General features: G+C 69.4%; 15 protein-coding genes. 14 read left to right on the top strand and 1 reads right to left on the bottom strand.

Annotated features, from left to right (window positions below; genetic code table 11):
• Positions 1 to 119 precede the first annotated feature (119 nt).
• The 13 genes from guaB (at position 120) to MRBLMX7_RS05295 (ending at position 17293) form a co-directional block, all read left to right on the top strand.
• A complete protein-coding gene (gene guaB / locus MRBLMX7_RS05355; RefSeq protein WP_050721648.1) occupies positions 120 to 1622 on the top strand; it encodes an IMP dehydrogenase in 1503 nt (500 codons plus the stop codon).
• Between the two features lie 76 nt (positions 1623 to 1698).
• Positions 1699 to 2013, top strand: a complete 315-nt coding sequence (locus tag MRBLMX7_RS05350; RefSeq protein ID WP_363366529.1) for a DUF2277 domain-containing protein — start codon at positions 1699 to 1701, stop codon at positions 2011 to 2013.
• 163 nt (positions 2014 to 2176) lie between these two features.
• Positions 2177 to 3220, top strand: coding sequence for a response regulator (locus MRBLMX7_RS05345; protein WP_363366528.1), 1044 nt, complete (start codon positions 2177 to 2179; stop codon positions 3218 to 3220).
• Positions 3220 to 4209 carry an ATP-grasp domain-containing protein gene (locus MRBLMX7_RS05340; protein ID WP_363366527.1) on the top strand — a complete coding sequence of 330 codons (990 nt, stop codon included), beginning with the start codon at positions 3220 to 3222 and terminating at the stop codon, positions 4207 to 4209. The genes MRBLMX7_RS05345 and MRBLMX7_RS05340 overlap by 1 nt, the downstream gene beginning before the upstream one ends.
• Entirely contained in the window at positions 4206 to 4913 is a 708-nt protein-coding gene (locus MRBLMX7_RS05335; RefSeq protein ID WP_363366526.1) for a PHP domain-containing protein, read from the top strand. Before MRBLMX7_RS05340 ends, MRBLMX7_RS05335 begins: the two co-directional genes overlap by 4 nt.
• Positions 4913 to 6400 carry a glycosyltransferase family 2 protein gene (locus MRBLMX7_RS05330; RefSeq protein WP_363366525.1) on the top strand — a complete coding sequence of 496 codons (1488 nt, stop codon included), beginning with the start codon at positions 4913 to 4915 and terminating at the stop codon, positions 6398 to 6400. Before MRBLMX7_RS05335 ends, MRBLMX7_RS05330 begins: the two co-directional genes overlap by 1 nt.
• Positions 6397 to 6540, top strand: a complete 144-nt coding sequence (locus MRBLMX7_RS05325; protein ID WP_363366524.1) for a hypothetical protein — start codon at positions 6397 to 6399, stop codon at positions 6538 to 6540. The genes MRBLMX7_RS05330 and MRBLMX7_RS05325 overlap by 4 nt, the downstream gene beginning before the upstream one ends.
• Positions 6537 to 6884, top strand: coding sequence for a response regulator transcription factor (locus MRBLMX7_RS05320; RefSeq protein WP_363366523.1), 348 nt, complete (start codon positions 6537 to 6539; stop codon positions 6882 to 6884). Before MRBLMX7_RS05325 ends, MRBLMX7_RS05320 begins: the two co-directional genes overlap by 4 nt.
• Positions 6881 to 8662, top strand: coding sequence for a sensor histidine kinase (locus MRBLMX7_RS05315; RefSeq protein WP_363366522.1), 1782 nt, complete (start codon positions 6881 to 6883; stop codon positions 8660 to 8662). The genes MRBLMX7_RS05320 and MRBLMX7_RS05315 overlap by 4 nt, the downstream gene beginning before the upstream one ends.
• Before the next feature lie 66 nt (positions 8663 to 8728).
• On the top strand, positions 8729 to 10417 hold the full coding sequence (locus tag MRBLMX7_RS05310; protein ID WP_363366521.1) for an ABC-F family ATP-binding cassette domain-containing protein: 1689 nt from the start codon (positions 8729 to 8731) through the stop codon (positions 10415 to 10417).
• 66 nt (positions 10418 to 10483) lie between these two features.
• Entirely contained in the window at positions 10484 to 11599 is a 1116-nt protein-coding gene (locus MRBLMX7_RS05305) for a GuaB3 family IMP dehydrogenase-related protein (protein WP_363370825.1), read from the top strand.
• A 55-nt stretch (positions 11600 to 11654) separates the two neighbouring features.
• A complete protein-coding gene (locus MRBLMX7_RS05300; RefSeq protein ID WP_363370822.1) occupies positions 11655 to 12413 on the top strand; it encodes an SURF1 family protein in 759 nt (252 codons plus the stop codon).
• A gap of 236 nt (positions 12414 to 12649) precedes the next feature.
• Positions 12650 to 17293, top strand: a complete 4644-nt coding sequence (locus MRBLMX7_RS05295) for an ExeM/NucH family extracellular endonuclease (RefSeq protein ID WP_363366520.1) — start codon at positions 12650 to 12652, stop codon at positions 17291 to 17293.
• Positions 17294 to 17402: 109 nt separating this feature from the next.
• On the opposite strand, the gene MRBLMX7_RS05290 is transcribed toward MRBLMX7_RS05295, so the two are convergent.
• Positions 17403 to 18209 (bottom strand): DeoR/GlpR family DNA-binding transcription regulator, encoded by an 807-nt coding sequence (locus MRBLMX7_RS05290; protein WP_363366519.1) that lies wholly within the window; start codon positions 18207 to 18209, stop codon positions 17403 to 17405.
• Positions 18210 to 18435: 226 nt separating this feature from the next.
• Here MRBLMX7_RS05290 and MRBLMX7_RS05285 point away from each other — a divergent pair, with 226 nt between their 5' ends.
• Positions 18436 to 19731 carry an ABC transporter substrate-binding protein gene (locus tag MRBLMX7_RS05285; protein ID WP_363366518.1) on the top strand — a complete coding sequence of 432 codons (1296 nt, stop codon included), beginning with the start codon at positions 18436 to 18438 and terminating at the stop codon, positions 19729 to 19731.
• Positions 19732 to 19794 lie beyond the last annotated feature (63 nt).

Genomic DNA, 19794 nt, shown 5'->3' with positions numbered 1-19794 from the left:
GAGTCGAGAACTCCACGCCGCAGGGGGTCATCGATCCGCGTCACACCGGGAATTTCCTCAGCCCTGCGCCGCTTAGAATTGATATACGCACCCACCACGCGCCCGCAGGAGGAGAATCCATGGATCAGCACGACCCCTTCGGTTTCGTCGGACTCACGTACGACGATGTGCTGCTCCTCCCGGGGCACACCGACGTCATCCCGAGCGAGGCCGACACCTCGTCGCGGATCACTCGCCGGATCTCGGTCGCGACTCCTCTGCTCTCGAGCGCCATGGACACCGTGACCGAGTCGCGCATGGCGATCGCGATGGCGCGTGAGGGCGGCATCGGCATCCTGCACCGCAACCTCTCGATCGCCGACCAGGCCGCGCACGTCGACCGCGTCAAGCGCAGCGAGTCGGGCATGATCACCGACCCCATCACGACCACGCCGGACGCCACGGTCGAGGAGGTCGACGCGCTCTGCGCCAAGTACCGCATCTCCGGTCTGCCCGTGGTCGACCCGGACGGCCGTCTCGTCGGCATCGTCACGAACCGCGACATGCGGTTCGTCTCGGGGTTCGAGCGCCAGACGACGTTCGTGAAGGACGTCATGACCAGTGAGGGTCTCGTCACCGCCCGGGTCGGTGTCGCAGCGGGCGAGGTCATCTCGCTGTTCGCGAAGCACCGCGTCGAGAAGCTGCCGCTCATCGACGACGAGGGCAAGCTGGCGGGCCTCATCACGATCAAGGACTTCGACAAGAGCGAGAAGTACCCTCTCGCCACCAAGGACGACCAGGGGCGCCTGCGCGTGGGCGCGGCCATCGGCTTCTTCGGCGACGCGTGGGAGCGTGCCGAGGCGCTGCGCGACGCGGGCGTCGACGTGCTCGTCGTCGACACCGCCAACGGCCAGTCGCAGGGCGTGATCGACCTCGTGAAGCGACTCAAGGCCGATGAGAGCTTCGCGCACATCGACGTGATCGGCGGCAACGTCGCCACGCGCGAGGGCGCTCAGGCGCTCGTCGACGCGGGCGTGGACGCCGTCAAGGTCGGCGTGGGCCCCGGCTCGATCTGCACGACCCGCGTGGTCGCCGGTGTCGGCGTGCCCCAGGTCACCGCCGTGTACGAGGCGTCGCTCGCGGCGCGTCCCGCCGGCATCCCGGTCATCGCCGACGGCGGCCTGCAGTACTCCGGCGACATCGCCAAGGCTCTCGTCGCGGGTGCGGATGCCGTCATGCTCGGTTCGCTGCTCGCCGGCACCGACGAGTCGCCGGGCGAGATCGTCTTCCAGTCGGGCAAGCAGTTCAAGCAGTACCGGGGCATGGGCTCGCTCGGCGCGATGCAGACGCGCGGCAAGCAGACGTCCTACTCGAAGGACCGCTACTTCCAGGCGGATGTGCCCAGCGACGACAAGCTGATCCCGGAGGGCATCGAGGGCCAGGTCCCGTACCGCGGGCCGGTCTCGGCCGTCGCCTACCAGCTCGTGGGCGGCCTGCGTCAGTCGATGTTCTACGTCGGCGCACGCACGATCGAGGAGCTCAAGACGCGGGGTCGCTTCGTGCGCATCACGGCGGCGGGTCTCAAGGAGTCGCACCCGCACGACGTGCAGATCGTGGTCGAGGCGCCGAATTACAAGCGCTGAGATCGGACGGAGGGGACGGATGCCGCGCGCGTCCGTCCCCTTCCGCATGTCGTGGGTGCGGCGTAGCGTGCCGGGTATGTGCCGCAACATCGTGCCTCTGAACAACCTCGAGCCCGCCGCGACGGACGAGGAATGCCACGACGCCGCGCTGCAGTTCGTGCGGAAGATCGCGGGCACGACCTCGCCCTCCCGTGCGAACCAGGAGACGTTCGACCTCGCGGTCGAGGAGATCGCCCGCGCGACGAGGGCGCTGATCGACGGCCTGGTGACCGCGGCACCGCGGAAGAACCGGGAGGACGAGGCCCACAAACGTCGAGCGCGGTCGGCCGAGCGCTACGAGGCGATCCGGGTGTACCAGCAGGAGAAGAGGGCGGCGCGCGCGGGGTCCTGATCCGCGTGTGGAAATCTGGAGGATCTCCACGCACGTCTCAGCCGCTGATATGCCAGTATTTAGCAAGACCCGCTCGACATCCCTCGAGCTCCGGGGAGGGAGGACCTCCGGAGTTCGGCGCCGCACCCATCGGCACGGGATATCCCCATCGAGAGCTGCTGCCATGACCGACGCCGCACCCCGCGTCCTCGTCGTCGACGACGATCCCGATGTCGCCCTGCTCGTGAAGACCGTGCTCCAACGACGCGCGGGCTGCGAGGTCGTGACCGCGGGTGACGGACGATCCGCCGCCGAGCGACTCGAGTCTTTCGCTGCCGACGTCGTCGTGACCGACATCGAGATGCCCGGTCTCGACGGGTTGGAGCTTCTCGCCGAGCTGCGTCGCCGCGATCCGCTGGTGCCCGTGATCGTCATGACGGCCCACGTGTCGGTCGAGTACGCGGTGTCGGCGCTCCGCGCTCAGGCCGACGAGTTCCTCACCAAGCCGCTCGACAATGCGCGCCTCATCGAGGCCGTGACGCGCCTCGCCGCCGAGGGGCGGGCACGCCGCGAATCGGGGCGCCCGAAGCAGACCGTGCTCGCGATCGGCGCCCACCCCGATGACGTCGAGATCGGCGTCGGCGGCATCCTCGCGGCCCATGCGCGTGCGGGCGATTCGATCACGATCCTCACTCTGTCCCGCGGCGCCCGCGGTGGCGACGCCGACAGCCGACAGCACGAATCCCTCGCGTCCGCCGAGCGGCTCGGTGCGCGTCTGTTCCTCAAGGACCTCGTCGACACCGAGATCTCCGGGGGAGGCGCGACCGTGCGCCTGATCGAGGAGGTCGTCGCCGAGGTCCAGCCCACGGTCGTGTACACCCACTCCGACCACGACCGCCATCAGGATCACCGCGCCGCGAACGAGGCCACCCTGGTCGCGACCCGCCGCGTCGGCACGGTGGCCTGCTATCAGAGCCCGTCCGCGACCATCGACTTCCGTCCGACGCGCTTCGTGCGCATCGACGACTACCTCGGCGAGAAGCTCCAGCTGTTGGCCTGCTTCGCCTCGCAGACCGCGACGCGCGACTACCTCGACCCCGACTTCGTGACCGCAACCGCGCGCTACTGGTCGCGGTTCGGGGGAGGGGCCGCGGTCGAGCCGCTCGAGGTCGTGCGGGAAACCGCCGAGTTCGTCGGTGCCCAGGAACTCACGAAGTTGGAGCGCTGATGACTGCACGCGTACTCGTGACCGGTGCGGGTGGTCCGGCGGGAGTCGCGGTGATCCGCTCGCTCCTGCGCCGACCCGAGCTCACGGTCTTCGCCGCCGACATGGACGGGTGGGCGAGCGGCATCTACCTCGTCCCGCCGGCGCAGCGACGCCTGGTGCCTCCGGGGCGCGACGTCGACTTCGTGCCGGCGATCGCGCGCATGGTGGCCGAGGATGCGCTCGACCTCGTGATCTCGACCGTCGACGTCGAGCTCGTCGCGCTCGCCGGACGACGGGAGGAGCTGGCGCCCGCCGTGCTCGCGGCCCCGTCGGAGGACACCCTGACCACCGCCCTCGACAAGCTCCTGCTCGCCGAGCGCTGCGCCGCGACCGGCCGCAGCCCGCGGACGCTCCTCGCCGGGCCGGATGCGCTCGCCGTCGACTGGGACTTCCCCGTGTTCGCCAAGCCCCGTCAGGGCGCCGGCAGTCGCGGCATCCGGCTGGTTCCCGACCGAACGGCGCTGGAGGCGCTGCCGGTCGACGAGGGGCTGATCGTCCAGGAGTTCCTCCCGGGCGAGGAGTACTCGGTCGACGTGATCGCCGACGCCGCCGGCCACGTCGTGGCGGCGGTCCCTCGCACGCGTGCGCGGGTCGATTCCGGCGTCGCGATCGCCGGTCGGACGGTGCACGACCCCGAGCTCATCGAGACGGCGTCGGCCATCGCCGAGGCGATCGGCCTGGTCGGCGTCGCGAACGTGCAGCTCCGGCGCGACCGCGCGGGGCGCGCGATGCTGCTCGAGGTCAATCCGCGCTTCCCGGGAGCGCTCCCGCTCACGATCGCCGCCGGCGTCGACATCCCCTCGCTCGTCGCCGACCTCTTCCTCGGCGCCGAATTGCCCGCCGCGATCCCGTTCCGTGAGATCGCTTCCGTGCGGTTCCTCGAGGACGTCATCGTCGAGGTCGACGAGGTGCTCGTCTCCGCGCACGCCGGCCACCAGGAGGAGCTGTGAGCCATCCCGCGCTGCGCGGCGACCACCACGTGCACTCCACGTTCTCGGACGACGCCGTCGCCACGCTCGAGGAGAACGTCGCCGCCGCCGAGCAGCGGGGTCTCCAGACGCTTCGCCTCGTCGACCACGTGCGACGCGACACCACCTGGGTGCCTGAATACCTCACCGCTGTCCGCGCACTGCGCGTGCCGGAGGGGCTGACCGTGCTGACCGGAGTCGAGGCCAAGATCCTCGACGTCGCGGGCACCCTCGACATCCCCGACCTCCCGTCGGGCATCGACCGCATCCTGATCGCCGACCACCAGTTCCCCGGCGACGACGGTCCCCTGGGACCGACAGCCGTCCGCGAGCGGATAGCCGCGGGCTGGGCGTCATCCGACGTGCTCGACCAGCTGGTCTCCGCCCTGGTCGCGGCCATGAACCGGCATCCGGGCAACCAGCTCGCGCACTGCTTCTCGATCCTCCCCAAGATCGGTCTCTCCGAAGACGACCTCGGTGCCGAGCGCATCGACTCCTGGGCGCGCGCGGCCGTCGCCACCGATACCCATGTCGAGGTCAACGAGAAGTGGGGATGCCCCGGTCGGCCCCTGCTCGACGCGCTGCGCGACGCGGGTGCGGTGATCGTCGCCTCCACCGACAGCCACGAGGCGGCCGACGTCGGCCGCTATGAGCGCGTCGCCGCACTGCTGAACGAGGACGTCTGATGCCCGAACTCACCTGGCTCGAGACGGTGGTGGTCGTCGTCCTGCTGCTCTGCGTGCTGGTCGGCACGCTGCCCGTGGTCAACACGGGACTGCAGTTCCTCGCGCTGCCGCTGCACGCCTTCCGCAACCACTACGACAAGGCCGCGCCGTACCACCCGCGGATCGCGGTGCTGATCCCGGCCTGGAACGAGGGCCGCGTGATCGGGCCCGCGATCGAGAGGCTGCTGCAGCTCGAATACCCCGCAGACCGCCTGCGGGTCTTCGTGATCGACGACGCCTCCACCGACGACACCCCCGACGTGGTCGCCTCGAAGGCCGCAGCGCACCCGGGCCGGGTCGTGCACCTGCGACGCGAGCAGGGCGGTCAGGGCAAGGCGCACACGCTCAACCACGGTCTCGACATCGTGCTCGCGGACGAGTGGACCGAGTCCGTGCTCATCATGGACGCGGACGTGATCTTCGCGCGCGACTCGCTGCGCAAGCTCAGCCGGCACCTCGCCGACGAGAAGGTCGGGGCCGTCACGGCGTACATCGCCGAGGGCAGTCGGGATCGCAACTACCTCACCCGCTTCATCGCCATCGAGTACGTGATCGGGCAGTTGTCGGCACGCCGCACGCAGAACGTGGGCGGGGCCATCGCGTGCCTCGCGGGCGGCGCGCAACTGCACTCCCGCGCGAACCTGGAGGCGATCGGAGGGCGGATCCCCACGGGCACGCTCGCCGAGGACACCATGACCACGTTCGAAGGCCAGCTCCACGGACGGCGCATGGTGTTCGAGCCGCACGCGGTGGTGCTGGCGGAGGAGCCCCGCACGATCGACGCGCTGTGGAAGCAGCGCCTGCGCTGGGCGCGCGGCAACGTGCAGCTCACCTCGATCTACAAGCGGCTCTGGTTCCGTCCGAGCACGGAGCACAACCTCGGCAGCTTCGCGTTCGGCCTGGCCTGGTTCACGATCCTGCTGCTGCCGGCGTTCATGCTCCTCGCAGCGGCGGGGCTGCTCGCGCTCCTCGTCCTGCACAGCGACATCGCCGAGTTCGTCTTCCGCTTCATGTGGATCGCCGCCGCCTGCATCTACATCTTCTCCATGCTGTACTCGGTGCAGCTGGATCCGCGGATCGGGCGGCAGTCCTGGCGCGAGGCGATCATGTTCCCCGGGCTCGGCGCGCTGATCCTCATGGCGTTCGCCCTGTTCCCCTGGCTGTTCGAGAGCACGCTGCGTGCCCTCGGCCTCCCCGTGACCGATCACAGCCTGCTGATCTGGGCCGTGGTCTTCTACCTGTGGGGTCCGATCTCGATGCTCGGCATCTGGCTCGCGCGCGCTGTGGAGCCGCTCCCTGGCGGACGCTTCTTCGCGGGACTCCTACTGTACGTGTGCGGCTACGGCTCGCTGCTGTGCGCGATCACCGTGGACTCCTACATCAAGGAGTGGCGCCGCGCGGACGCCGCCTGGATCAAGACCGAGAAGATCGGACGGGTCGACTCATGACCGATGCATCCCCGCAGAACACCGAAGAGGCCGAGATCCTCGCCGACGCCCGACGTGAGAAGAGGTTGATCCCGCAGGCGCTGCTGTCGCTCGCCGTCGTGATCGTGATCGTCGTCGCGCGAGAGCTGCTGCTCCGATGAGCATGCGGCCGCTGGCGCTCGTGGTCGAGGACAGCGCGGATCAGATCACGCTGCTCACCCGGCACCTGGAACGGGAGGGGTTCGAGGTGTTCGCGGCCGTGACCACCGAGACCGCGGTGGCGGCGTTCGACGACATATCGCCGACGGTCGCGGTGATCGACCTGCTGCTTCCCGGCATCAGCGGCGAGGAATGCGTGCGCCTCGTGCGGCGCCGATTCCCGGACTGCTTCGTGATCGTCAGCTCCGTCCTGGACACGGCCGAGTACCCGGACGCGGACGCCGCGCTCCCCAAGCCGACCAGGGGCGCCGAACTGCGCACCCTGCTCCGGGGCGTCGCGCGATGAACGCCACGCCGCTGCGCCGGGCCGAGATCGGCTGGTACGCGATCTTCACCAACCCCAGCCCCCTGATCAAGCAGGCGCCGACCGCGATCGCCGCGGCTCTCGCGGTGACTGCGACCTGGGTGATCGCCGATCTGCCCTTCACGAACGCCGACGCCGCCCTCGCCGGCGTGTCGCTCGTGCTGTTCGCCACGTTGCAGGCGGGATTCCTGACGGCGCGGCGCGTGTACGACGGGTGGATCGTGCTCATGATCCCGATGATCGACATCATCGGCCTCGGGCTCTTCCGTGCGGGCACCGGCGGCGCCACGTCGGTGTTCACGTCGCTCGTCCTGCTCCCTGTGGTGTGGATCGCGGCGGCTCCCGGCATCCGCTACGTCTTCGCCGTCGGGGCGCTCACCTCGATCGCCCTCCTCATGCCGTACCTCACCGAGCCGCCGGACACCTCCGTCGAGCTGTTGCGCGGTGTCATCGGCCCCCTCGTGTTCTCCGCATTGGCGGCCGTCGTGAACGAGCTGTCGCGTCAGCAGCGCGTCCGTGCGGAGCAGGCCGAGCGGCTGGTCGCCGATCGCACGTCGGCCCTGGCGGAGAACGTGGCGATGGTGGCGCAGCTCACCGAAAAGGAACGCGAGTACCGTCTGCTCCTCGATTCGTTCCAGAGCCTGTGGGCCTCCATCACGGTGCAGGCCGTGATCGCCGTGGATCGCGAGGGGACCATCACGGAATGGAACCCGGGGTCGGAGCGCCTGCTCGGGCTGTCGGTCCGCGAGGCACTCGACGACATCAGGATCGACCGCTTCTTCTCCGTGTCGGCGCTCTCGCAGCTCGTCGGCGATGCGCCGTGCGCGTCCGCGGACGCCGATCTGCCCTCCGGCATCCGCGCGCTGTTCGCCCGGGCCGACGCCGAGCGCACGGTGGAGGGCGACATCGAGGTCACGACCGCTGGCGGCACGGTCGTCCCCGCACGCGTGACCGTCAGCCCGCGGAAGGATGCCGACGGTGAGACGCGCGGCTACCTGCTCGTGCTCACGGACGAGACCAGGGCGGTCGAGGTGGCGCGCATGAAGGACGAGTTCGTCGGCATGATCTCGCACGAGCTGCGCACGCCCCTCAGCGCGATCATCGGGTTCCTCGATCTTCTGCAGAACGACCCCGCGCAGCCTCTGACCGAGGAGCAGCAGGACTTCGTCGGCATCATCGAGCGCAACGCGCAACGGTTGCTCACGCTCGTGGGAGACCTGCTCTTCACAGCCCAGGTCGAATCGGGGCGGTTCCCGCTCGAGCGTCAGGACGTCGACCTCGGCGAGCTCGTGCGGAGTGCGGTCGCCTCCTCGGGGCCGCATGCGCAGCGCGAGAGCATCGACCTCGTGGCCGAGGTCCCCGAGACCCCCGTGCGCATGGCCGCGGACCCGGGCCGGATCGGTCAGGCGCTCGACAACCTGCTCTCGAACGCGATCAAGTTCACACCGTCCGGGGGACGCGTCACGGCGGCGGTGCGTGCGCACGACGGCGGCATCGAGCTCTCGGTGCGGGACACGGGCCTCGGCATCCCGGAGGACGAGCAGGGGATGCTGTTCACCCGCTTCTTCCGCGCCTCGACCGCGACCCGCAACGCGGTGCCCGGGGTCGGCCTCGGGCTGACGATCACCCGGGCGATCGTGCTCGCGCACGGCGGCACCATGGACGTCACGAGCAAGGAGGGCGTGGGCACCGAGTTCCGGATGTTCCTGCCGACCGCCCCGCGCACGGAGGCTCTGCAGGCGGTCTCGGCCGGACGGTGACCGTCGCTGCGTCGGAGTCCTGATAGCCTGGTCGGCTCGCCATGCGGGCGGAAGGACGGCCACGCGGTGGGATACATCGATGTCACAGGGGTCTCGCTGACCCTTCCCGACGGCAGACCGCTGCTCGACGAGGCGACGTTCCGCGTCGGCTCCGGGTCCACGAGCGCGCTCATCGGCCCCAACGGCGCCGGCAAGACCACGCTGCTGCGCATCATCCGCGGCGATCTGGCAGCGGATGCCGGGGTCGTGACGATAGACGGCGGGCTCGGAGCCATGGATCAGTTCGTCGGGCACGGCGAGGCCGGCCAGACGGTGCACGAACTGCTCGTGCGCGTGGCGCCCGCGCGGATCCGGCAGGCGGCCGAGGCGCTCGATGCGGCGGAGAACGCCCTGATCGACCGGGACGAGCACGACACCCAGATGGCGTACGCCACGGCGATCGCCGAGTACGCGGACGCCGGCGGGTACGAGCACGAGACGGTGTGGGATCAGTGCACGGTCGCGGCGCTCGGCGTGCCCTTCGAACGCGCCCGCTACCGCGAGCTCACCTCGCTGTCGGGCGGGGAGCAGAAGCGGCTCGCGCTCGAGGCCCTGCTGAGGGGGCCCGACGAGGTGCTCCTGCTCGACGAGCCGGACAACTACCTCGACGTGCCGACCAAGCGCTGGCTCGAGGAGCAGCTGCGGCAGACGCCGAAGACCGTGCTCCTCGTCTCCCACGACCGGGAGCTGCTGGCCAGGGCCGCCGACCGCCTGGTGACGCTCGAACCGGGTGGGGCCGGTTCCACCGCCTGGGTGCACGGCGGCGGCTTCGCCACCTACCACCAGGCGCGGAGCGACCGCATGGACCGGCTCGACGAGTTGCGGCGACGCTGGGATGAGCAGCACGAGAAGCTGCTCGTGCTCGTCGCCACCCTCAAGGTCAAGGCCTCGGCGAACGACGGCTTCGCCTCGCGCTATCAGGCCGCCCAGACGCGCCTGCGCCGTTTCGAGGACGCCGGGCCGCCGCAGGAGCGTCCGCCCGCGCAGGACTTCGACATGAGGCTGCGCGGAGCGCGCACGGGCAAGCGCGCGGTCGTCGCCGAACGGCTGGAGCTCACGGGCCTCATGCGTCCGTTCGATGCGGAGGTCTGGTACGGGGACCGTGTCGCCGTGCTCGGCTCGAACGGCTCGGGCAAGTCGCATTTCCTTCGGCTGCTCGCCCGCGGCGGCACCGACCCCGACCCCAGTCTGGGACATGTGACCTCGACGGGGGAGCAGCTGCACCCCGTCGCGCACACGGGGGCAGCAGTGCTCGGCGCGCGGGTCGTTCCCGGCCTGTTCGCGCAGACGCACGCGCATCCGGAGTTCGTGGGGCGCACGCTGTTGGAGATCCTGCATCGCGGCGACGAACGCCGCGCGGGAATGCCGCGGGATGCCGCGAGCTCGGCCCTCGATCGCTACGGCCTCGTGCGCCAGGCGCAGCAGACCTTCGAGTCGCTCTCGGGCGGGCAGCAGGCACGGTTCCAGGTGCTGCTGCTCGAGCTCTCGGGAGCCACACTGCTGCTGCTCGACGAGCCGACCGACAACCTCGATCTCGAATCGGCGGAGGCCCTGGAAGACGCGTTGGCGCGGTTCGACGGCACGGTGCTCGCGGTGACGCACGACCGCTGGTTCGCGCGCGGCTTCGACAGGTTCCTGGTGTTCGGCGCGGACGGCGAGGTCTACGAGTCGGACGAGCCGGTCTGGGACGAGAGGCGGGTGCAACGTGCGCGCTGAGACCTCCCTCGGGCGTGCCCGCCCGTCGGCCCCCGCGTGCGCTCCCGGTAGGCTGGAGGGGTGACCATGGAGATCGAGCTCGGCCGAGGCAAGCGCGCACGTCGCGCATACACGTTCGACGACATCGCGGTGGTGCCGTCACGGCGCACCCGCAACCCGGAGGACGTGTCGACCGCGTGGACGATCGACGCCTTCGGCTTCGACATCCCGGTGCTCGGCGCACCCATGGACTCGGTCGTGAGCCCGCAGACCGCGATCATGCTCGGTCAGCTGGGCGGCCTCGGAGTGCTCGACCTCGAAGGGCTCTGGACCCGCTATGAGGACCCGGAGCCCCTGCTCGCGGAGATCGCAGGTCTGGATGCCGACGGAGCGACCGTGCGCATGCAGCAGCTGTACTCCGAGCCGATCAAGGCCGAGCTCATCACCCGTCGTCTCGCCGAGATCCGCGACGCCGGGGTGACGGTCGCTGGGTCGCTCACCCCGCAGCGCACGCAGGAGTTCTACGACACGGTCGCCGCGGCCGGCGTCGACCTGTTCGTGATCCGCGGCACCACCGTGTCGGCCGAGCATGTCTCGAGCGTCGACGAGCCCCTGAACCTGAAGAAGTTCATCTACGACCTCGACGTGCCGGTGATCGTCGGCGGTGCCGCCACCTACACCGCGGCCCTGCACCTGATGCGCACCGGCGCAGCCGGTGTGCTCGTGGGCTTCGGCGGCGGGGCGGCCTCGACGACCCGTGCGACGCTCGGCATCCACGCGCCGATGGCGACGGCCGTGTCCGACGTCGCGGCCGCGCGCCGCGACTACCTCGACGAGTCGGGTGGGCGTTACGTGCACGTCATCGCGGACGGCGGGGTCGGCACGTCCGGCGACATCGTGAAGGCTCTGGCCATGGGTGCGGATGCCGTCATGCTCGGCGTCGCGCTCGCCCGCGCGACCGATGCGCCTGGACGCGGCTTCCACTGGGGCCCCGAGGCGCACCACCCGAAGCTCCCGCGCGGTCGCCGCGTCGAGGTCGGCGGGATCGGCACGCTCGAGGAGATCCTCTACGGCCCCGCGCCCGTCGCCGACGGCACCGCGAACCTGATCGGCGCGCTGCGCAAGTCGATGGCCACCACCGGGTACTCCGACCTCAAGGAGTTCCAGCGGGTCGAGGTCGTGCTCGCCCCCTACGAGGCCTGAGTCCCGCACCACCGTGTCGTCCCCCGCTCTGTTCCCGCCGACCCTGCGCGAGGTCATGCTCCGCGGTCGCTGGATCGGGATGCTCGTGCTGTGCCTGGTCGTCGCCGGTGTGTTCGCCTGGCTCGGCCAGTGGCAGCTCGAGCGTGCCATCGACACCGATCCGCCTCCCGCGGGTGTGACCGAGCAGGTGCGTCCCCTGACCGAGGTCGTCGAACCGGGGGAGTACCTCCCGGAGCCGCTCGTCGGACAGCGCGTCGAGACCTCGGGGTCGTGGGTCCCCGAGGACTTCCTCGTCGTCTCCAGCCGTTTCAACGACGACGTCGAGGGCTTCTGGGTCACCGGACAGCTGCGGGTGGCCGATCGCACGTCCATCGCCGTCGCGCTCGGATGGACGGCCGATCGCACGGTCGCGGATGCCGCCGTCGCGGAACTCGAGGCGCAGGCCGACGGATCGACGGTCGAGGTCACCGGCAGGATCATCTCGGATGAGGGCCCGAGCGTCCCGCCGAGGGACGACCCGCAGCGCATGGACAGGATGTCGCCCGCCGCTCTGCTGAGCCACTGGCACGACACCGCCGACCTGGACGTGTACCGCCCGTACCTGGCTTCCACTTCGGCCTCGGCCGGCCTCATCGACATCTCCTCGCCGGCCCCGGAGGAGCAGTCACCCGTCAACTGGCTCAACGTGTTCTACGCGGTCGAGTGGGCGATCTTCGCCGGCTTCGCCTTCTACCTCTGGTACCGACTCGCGAAGGATGCCTGGGAGCGCGAGGTCGAGGAGTTCGAGGACGCCGCGGCCGCGGCATCCGACTGAGCCTCGACGCGCATCCGCGCATCGGCGTCCGCGCATCTGAGCGTCGACCGCTCCGGTCTTCCACCTTCGTCAGGGGTGCACTCGGGCCGTTCGGTTAGCGCTGGGTGACCAATGAGAAAACTCCGTTGATGATGTCGGAGGCGCTCCTTAGGCTCGCATCATGTGCGCCGGCTGTGAATGCGCGCTGTAGTGGCTCCATGAGAGCCGTCGCCAGAGGAAACCGAGGAGACAGAGATATGCCCGCTTTCGATGCCGCGAACCGCGAGGTTCCCGGGGCCGACCGCAGAAGCCGGAGGCGTCTCGGCGTCCTCGCCGGCACGTGCGTCGCCGCCCTGGGAGCCGGAGCCCTGATCGCCGCACCCGCGTCCGCCGACGTCACCGGGACGGGGGTCGTCATCAACGAGGCGTACCTGTCCGGTGGCAGCGCAGGGGCCGCGTTCACGAACAAGTTCGTCGAGCTCTACAACCCGACGGATGCCGCGATCGCCCTCGACGGCCTGTCGCTGCAGTACCGCTCGGCGACCGGCACGGGCAACTCCAACGGCGTCGCGCCGCTGAGCGGCAGCATCCCCGCCGGCGGGTACTACCTGGTGCAGGGCGGCAGCAACGGTGCGAACGGTGCCGCGCTGCCGACGCCGGACGCGACCGGGAACCTGAACCCGAGCGGCACCACGGGCACCCTCGCCCTCGTGAACGGCACCGCGGCCGTGACCCTCACGCCCGGCTCCGTCACCGGCGTCGACGGCGTGATCGACGTGCTCGGCTACGGCACCTCCAACACATTCGAGACCAAGGCGGCCACCGCGCCGTCCGGGAACACGGATGTCAAGTCGCTCAACCGCACGAACGGCGTCGACACCGACGACAACAGCGTCGACTTCACCCTCTCGGCCACCATCACCCCGCAGAACTCGGGGGGATCGGCGCCCGAGGAGCCCGAGGAGCCGGAGGAGCCCGGCACCGACCCGCAGAAGGTCTCTATCGCCGAGGTCCAGGGCACGACCGACGTCTCGCCGCTCAACGGCCAGACCGTCACCGTCGAGGGCGTCGTCACGGCGGACTACCGCACCGGCGGCTACAAGGGCATCGTGATCCAGACACAGGGCTCGGGCGGTGAGACCGACGCGACCCCGGGCGCCTCCGACGGCGTGTTCGTGTTCCTCAACGCGCTCGCCCCGACGCTCGCGATCGGAGACCTCGTCTCGGTGACCGGCTCGGTCAGCGAGTACTTCGGTCAGACGCAGATCAACCCCGCCTCGCTCGCGGGCGTCTCCGTCGTGCAGGCCGGCGTCGGCCTGCCGGCGGTCACCCCGCTGCCCGACACCGTGGTCGGCTCCGACCGGGAGCAGTACGAGAGCATGCTCGTCGCCCCCTCCGGCACCTACCGTGTCGCGTCCAGCCACCAGCTGTACAACTTCGGCACGCTGTGGCTGAACGCCGGAGACGACCTCAACGTCAAGAGCACCGAGACCGCGCGTCCCGGTGCCGAGGCGACGGCGATCGCCGCCGCGAACCGGGCGAACCGCCTGCTGCTCGACGACGGCTGGTCCATCCAGGTCACGAACAACGGGCACCCGAACGACCAGCCGTACTTCACGAAGGATCTCGTGGTCCGGAACGGTGACACGGTCGACTTCCGCGACAACGGCTACGTGCTGTCCTACGGCTTCGACGACTGGCGCCTGCAGCCGGTCGTTCCGATCGACAGCACCTCGCCGGACGCCGCGAAGGTCGGCTTCGAGGCGACCAACCCGCGGGTCGAGACGGCCCCCGAGGTGGGCGGCGACGTCCAGGTCGCGTCGTTCAACGTCTTCAACTACTTCACGACGCTGAAGAGCCAGAACTCCAATGCCCGCGGCGCGGCGAACGCCGCTCAGTTCGCGATCCAGAAGTCGAAGATCGTCGCGGCGATCAACGGACTCGACGCCGAGATCGTCTCGCTCATGGAGATCGAGAACTCGATCAAGCTCGGCGGCACGCTCGACTCCGCGCTCGCCGATCTCGTCGACGGGCTCAACGAGGCGGCAGGCGACGACGTGTGGGACTACGTGCGCACCCCGGACGCTCTGGACGATGCGGCGACGACCGACTTCATCACGAGCGCGATCATCTACAAGAAGGACGACGTGAAGACGGTCGGCGACAGCCTGACCGTCACCGACGAGAGCGTGTGGGGCAACGCCCGCGAGCCGATCGCGCAGGCGTTCGACATCGACGGCCGCACCGTCACGGTCGTCGCGAACCACTTCAAGTCGAAGTCGGCTCCCGAGGGCGGCGGCGCCGAGCCCGCCGACGGTCAGGGCTTCTTCAACGCCGATCGCGTCGCCCAGGCGAACTCGCTCAAGGGCTTCACCGCGACGATCGAGGAGGAGACCGGCAGCAGTGACATCCTGCTGATCGGCGACTTCAACGCCTACGCGAAGGAAGACCCGATCGATGTCTTCACCAGCGCGGGCTGGAGCGACGTCGCCCCGGAGAAGGCCCCGGGTCAGCACACGTACACGTTCGACGGCGAGCTCGGCTCGCTCGATCACGTGCTCGCGTCGCCGTCCCTCACCGCCTCGATCACGGGTGCGGGCGTCTGGAGCATCAACTCGCCCGAGTGGAGCGACCGCGGCTACGCGTTCGGTGCCACCGAGGCGGGGACGCCGTTCCGCTCCAGCGACCACGATCCGATCGTGGTCGGCGTCTCCTCGGAGATCCCGCCCGTCAGCATCGACGTCGTCACGATGAACGACTTCCACGGACGCATCGAGGCCGACGGGGCCGCAGCCGGTGCCGCGGTCGTGGCGGGAGCCGTCCAGCAGTTCCGCTCCGAGAACCCGAACACGATCTTCGCCGGTGTCGGCGACCTGATCGGCGCCTCGACGTTCACCTCGTTCATCAACGACGACAACCCCACGATCGACGCGCTCAACGCGGCCGGTCTCGACGTGAGCGCCGCCGGCAACCACGAGTTCGACCAGGGCTGGGAGGATCTGCGCGACCGTGTGCAGGACCGCGCGGACTGGGAGTACATCTCGTCGAACGTGTTCCTCACCGAGACGGGCGAGCCCGCTCTCGCCCCCGCCTGGGTCAAGGAGCTCGACGGCGTCAAGGTCGGCTTCATCGGTGCCGTCACGGAGGACCTCGACTCGCTGGTCTCGCCGGAGGGCATCGCCGATCTCGAGGTGCGGAGCATCGCGGACTCGGTCAACGCCGTGGCCGAGGACCTCAAGGACGGCGACCCGTCCAACGGCGAGGCGGATGTGATCATCCTCCTCGTGCACGAGGGCGCGGCGAGCGTCGAGCTGTCGAGCATCACACCCGACTCGCCCCTGGGCGAGGTCGTCTACGGCGTCGACGACGACGTGAACGCGATCGTCTCCGCTCACACGCACCTGGCCTACAACCACGTTATCGACGGACGTCCGGTCATCTCGGCCGGGCAGTACGGCGAGAACCTGGGCCTGATGAACATCCAGGTCGACCCGAAGACGAAGGACCTGATCTCGATCACCAACGAGATCAAGCCCCTCACCGCGAACGGTCAGGCACTGTACCCGGCCGTGCCGGAGGTCGCCGACATCGTCGCCAAGGCGAAGGCCGAGGCCGACGTGCTCGGTGCCGTCAAGGTGGGCGACATCACCGCCGACTTCAACCGTGCTCGCCAGAGCAACGGCTCGGAGAACCGGGGTGGAGAGTCCACGATCGGCAACTTCGTCGCGGACGTGCAGAAGTGGTCCACGGGCGCGGACATCGCGATCATGAACCCCGGCGGCATCCGCGCCAACCTCACGTACGCCTCGTCGAACGCGAACGACCCCGCGGGCAACGTCACCTATCGCGAGGCGGCGACGGTCCAGCCGTTCGCCAACACGCTGGTGACGCTCACCCTGACGGGAGCGCAGCTGAAGGGCGTGCTCGAGGAGCAGTGGCAGCCCACAGGGGCGGCTCGTCCGTTCCTCAAGCTCGGTCTGTCGGAGGGTCTCGTGTACACGTACGACCCGGCGGCGGCGCAGGGCTCGCGCATCACCTCGATCACGCTGAACGGCGCGCCGATCGACGCGTCCGCGAACTACACGGTCGCGGCGAACTCGTTCCTCGCCGCGGGTGGAGACAACTTCTTCACCTTCCGCGAGGGCACGGGCAAGCGCGACACCGGAAAGATCGACCTGCAGTCGATGGTGGACTGGTTCGACGCGAACAAGACCGCGACCCCCGACCTCGCTCAGCGCGCGGTGGGCGTCACGGTCAGCGCGCCGGACGCCGACGGGTACTCGGCCGGCGATCAGGTCACGGTCGCGCTGTCCTCGCTGGCGTTCAGCGCCGGCGAGGCGGCACCGGGCGAGGTGACGCTCTCGCTGGGCGGCACGCAGCTCGCGGCGGGCGCTGTCGACCCCACCATCGTCGACACGACCGACGAGGCCGGGCGAGCGTCGCTGACGTTCACGGTCCCGTCCGGGGTGTCGGGCGACCAGCCCCTCACGGTGACGGTGCCCTCGACCGGCACCACGGTGCAGGTGCCCTTCACGATCACGGAGGAGGAGCCCGAGGAGTTCGCGGGCACCATCACGGTCGACAAGAAGGTGACCGCCGGCAAGAAGCTCCGTGTCACGGGCGCGGACTTCGAGCCGGGGGAGACCCTCACGATCACCCTCGAGCCGAAGAAGGGCACGCCGGTGCAGGTCGGAACGGTCCAGGTCAAGGCCGACGGCACCTTCTCCACCTCGGTGACAGTTCCGAAGAACGCCAAGGCGGGGAAGTACACGGTCGCGGTCGCGCAAGCCGACGGCGATGCCGCGACGGCGACCGTCACCGTCAACCGGGCGGGCGGCCTCGGAGGCCTCATCGGGGATCTCCTCGACTGGCTCTGGGACCTGATCTCCGGGTGGTTCTGATCCGGTAGCAGGATGACGCAGGCGGAGGCCGTCGGGAGCGATCCCGACGGCCTCCGTCGTGCGGGTGGCACGTGTGAGTTCTCGCGACAGGTCGCGCCGCCTCGCCCGGTCAGGGCGTGAGGACCTCGACCTCGGCCTGAGCGAGCGCCGCGGCGATGCGCGGCTCGGGCGGAGCATCCGTGATGAGGTAGTCGGCCCGTTCCAGCAGCGCGATCTGTGCGAAGAACCGTCGCCCCAGCTTGGTGGAGTCGGCGAGGATCGCGGTGCGCTCGGCCCTCTCGATCATCTCGGACATCATCGCCGCGTCACCGAGATTCGATGTGGAGTACCCCGCCTCGTCGACCGCGCCGACCGCGATCAGGGCGAGGTCGCACCGGATGTCGACCTCGGGGCCGCCCGCGGTCATGGTGAACGCGACCGGGCCGGTGGTCGCCTGGGTGATGGAGCGCACGGCACCGCCGAACACATACAGGTCGCGGAACACCGTCGGGGAGAGCTCTCCCGGGATGCGCAGGTTGTTGGTCGCGATGGTGAGGTCGTGGTGGTTGCGGAGGGCTCGGGCCACGGCCAGTGTCGTCGTCCCCGCGTTGAGCATGATGACGGAGCCGTCGTCGACGAGTCCGGCGGCGACGCGCGCTATCCGCTCCTTCTCCTCGGTCTGCACGCGCATGCGCACGTCGAGCGCCTTGTCCTTTAGCGCTCCGCTCGCGGCGCTGACGGCGCCGCCGTGCGTGCGGACGAGCACTCCCTCGCGGTCGAGCTGGTCGAGGTCCCGCCGGATCGTGTCGATCGAGACTGCGAAATGCTCGGCGAGGTCGCCGACCGTGACCTGGCCTGTCTGCTCGACGTACGCCGCGAGGTCGGCCTTCCGGCCGGCGGGGAGGCGCCGCTTGGTGGAGGATCCGGATGCGTCCATGCAGACATCTCTAGCACACACCGAGGTAAAACCCGCATAGTCCAGCAGAAAACAGCATCCATTATCGACGACTATCTCCATCGAGTAGCGAAAATCGCGCGATATCGACCAGATAACGGCCGGAGAAATGTCTTGCGTCCCCGCAAACCTCGGCATAACATTGCTCAAAACCGCATGAACAAGCATTGAAGCGCGTGATGCGGCACGATCTCGAAGAGGAGAAGTGATGATCACAGTGGGACGTGGGCGACGCACTCTGAAGCTCGCCGGCGCAGCGACAGCAGCACTGACGGTCCTGGCCGTAGCGGGATGCGCATCCGGCGACAGCGGAGACGGCGGCGCCGAGGGCGGCGACGTCACGATCGAGTTCGCGCAGTGGTGGGAGCCCGAGCTCCCCGACGGCGAGTTCCGCGCACTGATCGACAAGTTCGAAGAGGCGAACCCCGGCATCACGGTGGACCTCGTCAGCGGACCCTACGCGTCCACCAAGGAGCAGCTGTTCGCGGGCGCCGCGTCCGGCACCATGCCGGACGTCGTGGGCCTCGACGGCGCGTGGGTCAACGACTTCGCCTCGCAGGGCGTCATCGCCGACCTGACGGAACTGATGAAGGAGAACGACTACGACGACAGCGAGCTGGCCAGCCAGATCCAGGTCGATGGCAGCACCTACATGATCCCGGTCGTGAACTTCGTCTACCCGATGTTCACGAACGATACCCTGCTCGCCGACGCGGGCGTCGCGGCTCCGCCGACCACGCGCACCGAGTTCGCGGATGCCGCGAGCAAGGTCACCGCTCTCGGCGGGGACGTCTCCGGCTGGGTCCTTCCGCTCTCGCTCGAAGCGCCGAACGGTGTGCAGAACGACGTCATGTCGTGGGTCTGGGCCTCCGGCGGCTCGATGCTGAAGGACGGCCAGCCCGACCTCACGAACGCCGACGTGACCTCGGCGATCGACTACATCGGCGGCCTGTGGGACGACGGAGTGATCGCTTCCGGCTCGTTCACGATGAAGGAGCAGGACAAGGTCGAGGAGTTCACGAACGGCCGCGTCGGCATGATGATCGACTCCCTCGCGCACATCAACCTGATCCGCGAGTCGAACCCCGACCTGAAGTTCTCGATCTCCGCGATTCCCGCCGAGGACGGGTACGACGGCGAGCGGGGCATCCCGTACGCGTCGTGGGGCATCGGCGTCGCCGAGAACTCCGAGCACAAGGACGCGGCCTTCAAGCTGGTCGAGTTCCTCATGAGCCAGGAGACCAACTCCGAGCTGTCGACCATGGCGAAGGCGTTCCCCGGCAACTCCGAGTCCGTGCCCGACTTCGTGAACGACGACGAGCTCTTCAAGAAGGCGTTCGAGATCTACCAGGCCGGCTACCCGGCCAACGAGTTCACGGGGCTGCCCGTCGCGGAGGACCTCATGCGTCAGCTCGGCGAGCAGCTGCAGTCCGCGTTCGACGGCCAGCAGTCGATCGACGATGCGCTGAAGGCGGCACAGGAGTCCTGGCTGAAGGAGTTCTGATCCTCCGCCCGACTCCCGCATGAACGGGGTGCCGCGTCGTGAACCCGATGCGACGCGGCACCC

Source organism: Microbacterium sp. LMX7-1.2, from assembly GCF_040675935.1.
In the GTDB taxonomy this organism is placed as follows: domain Bacteria; phylum Actinomycetota; class Actinomycetes; order Actinomycetales; family Microbacteriaceae; genus Microbacterium.
This window is presented reverse-complemented; position numbering and strand designations above follow the sequence as displayed.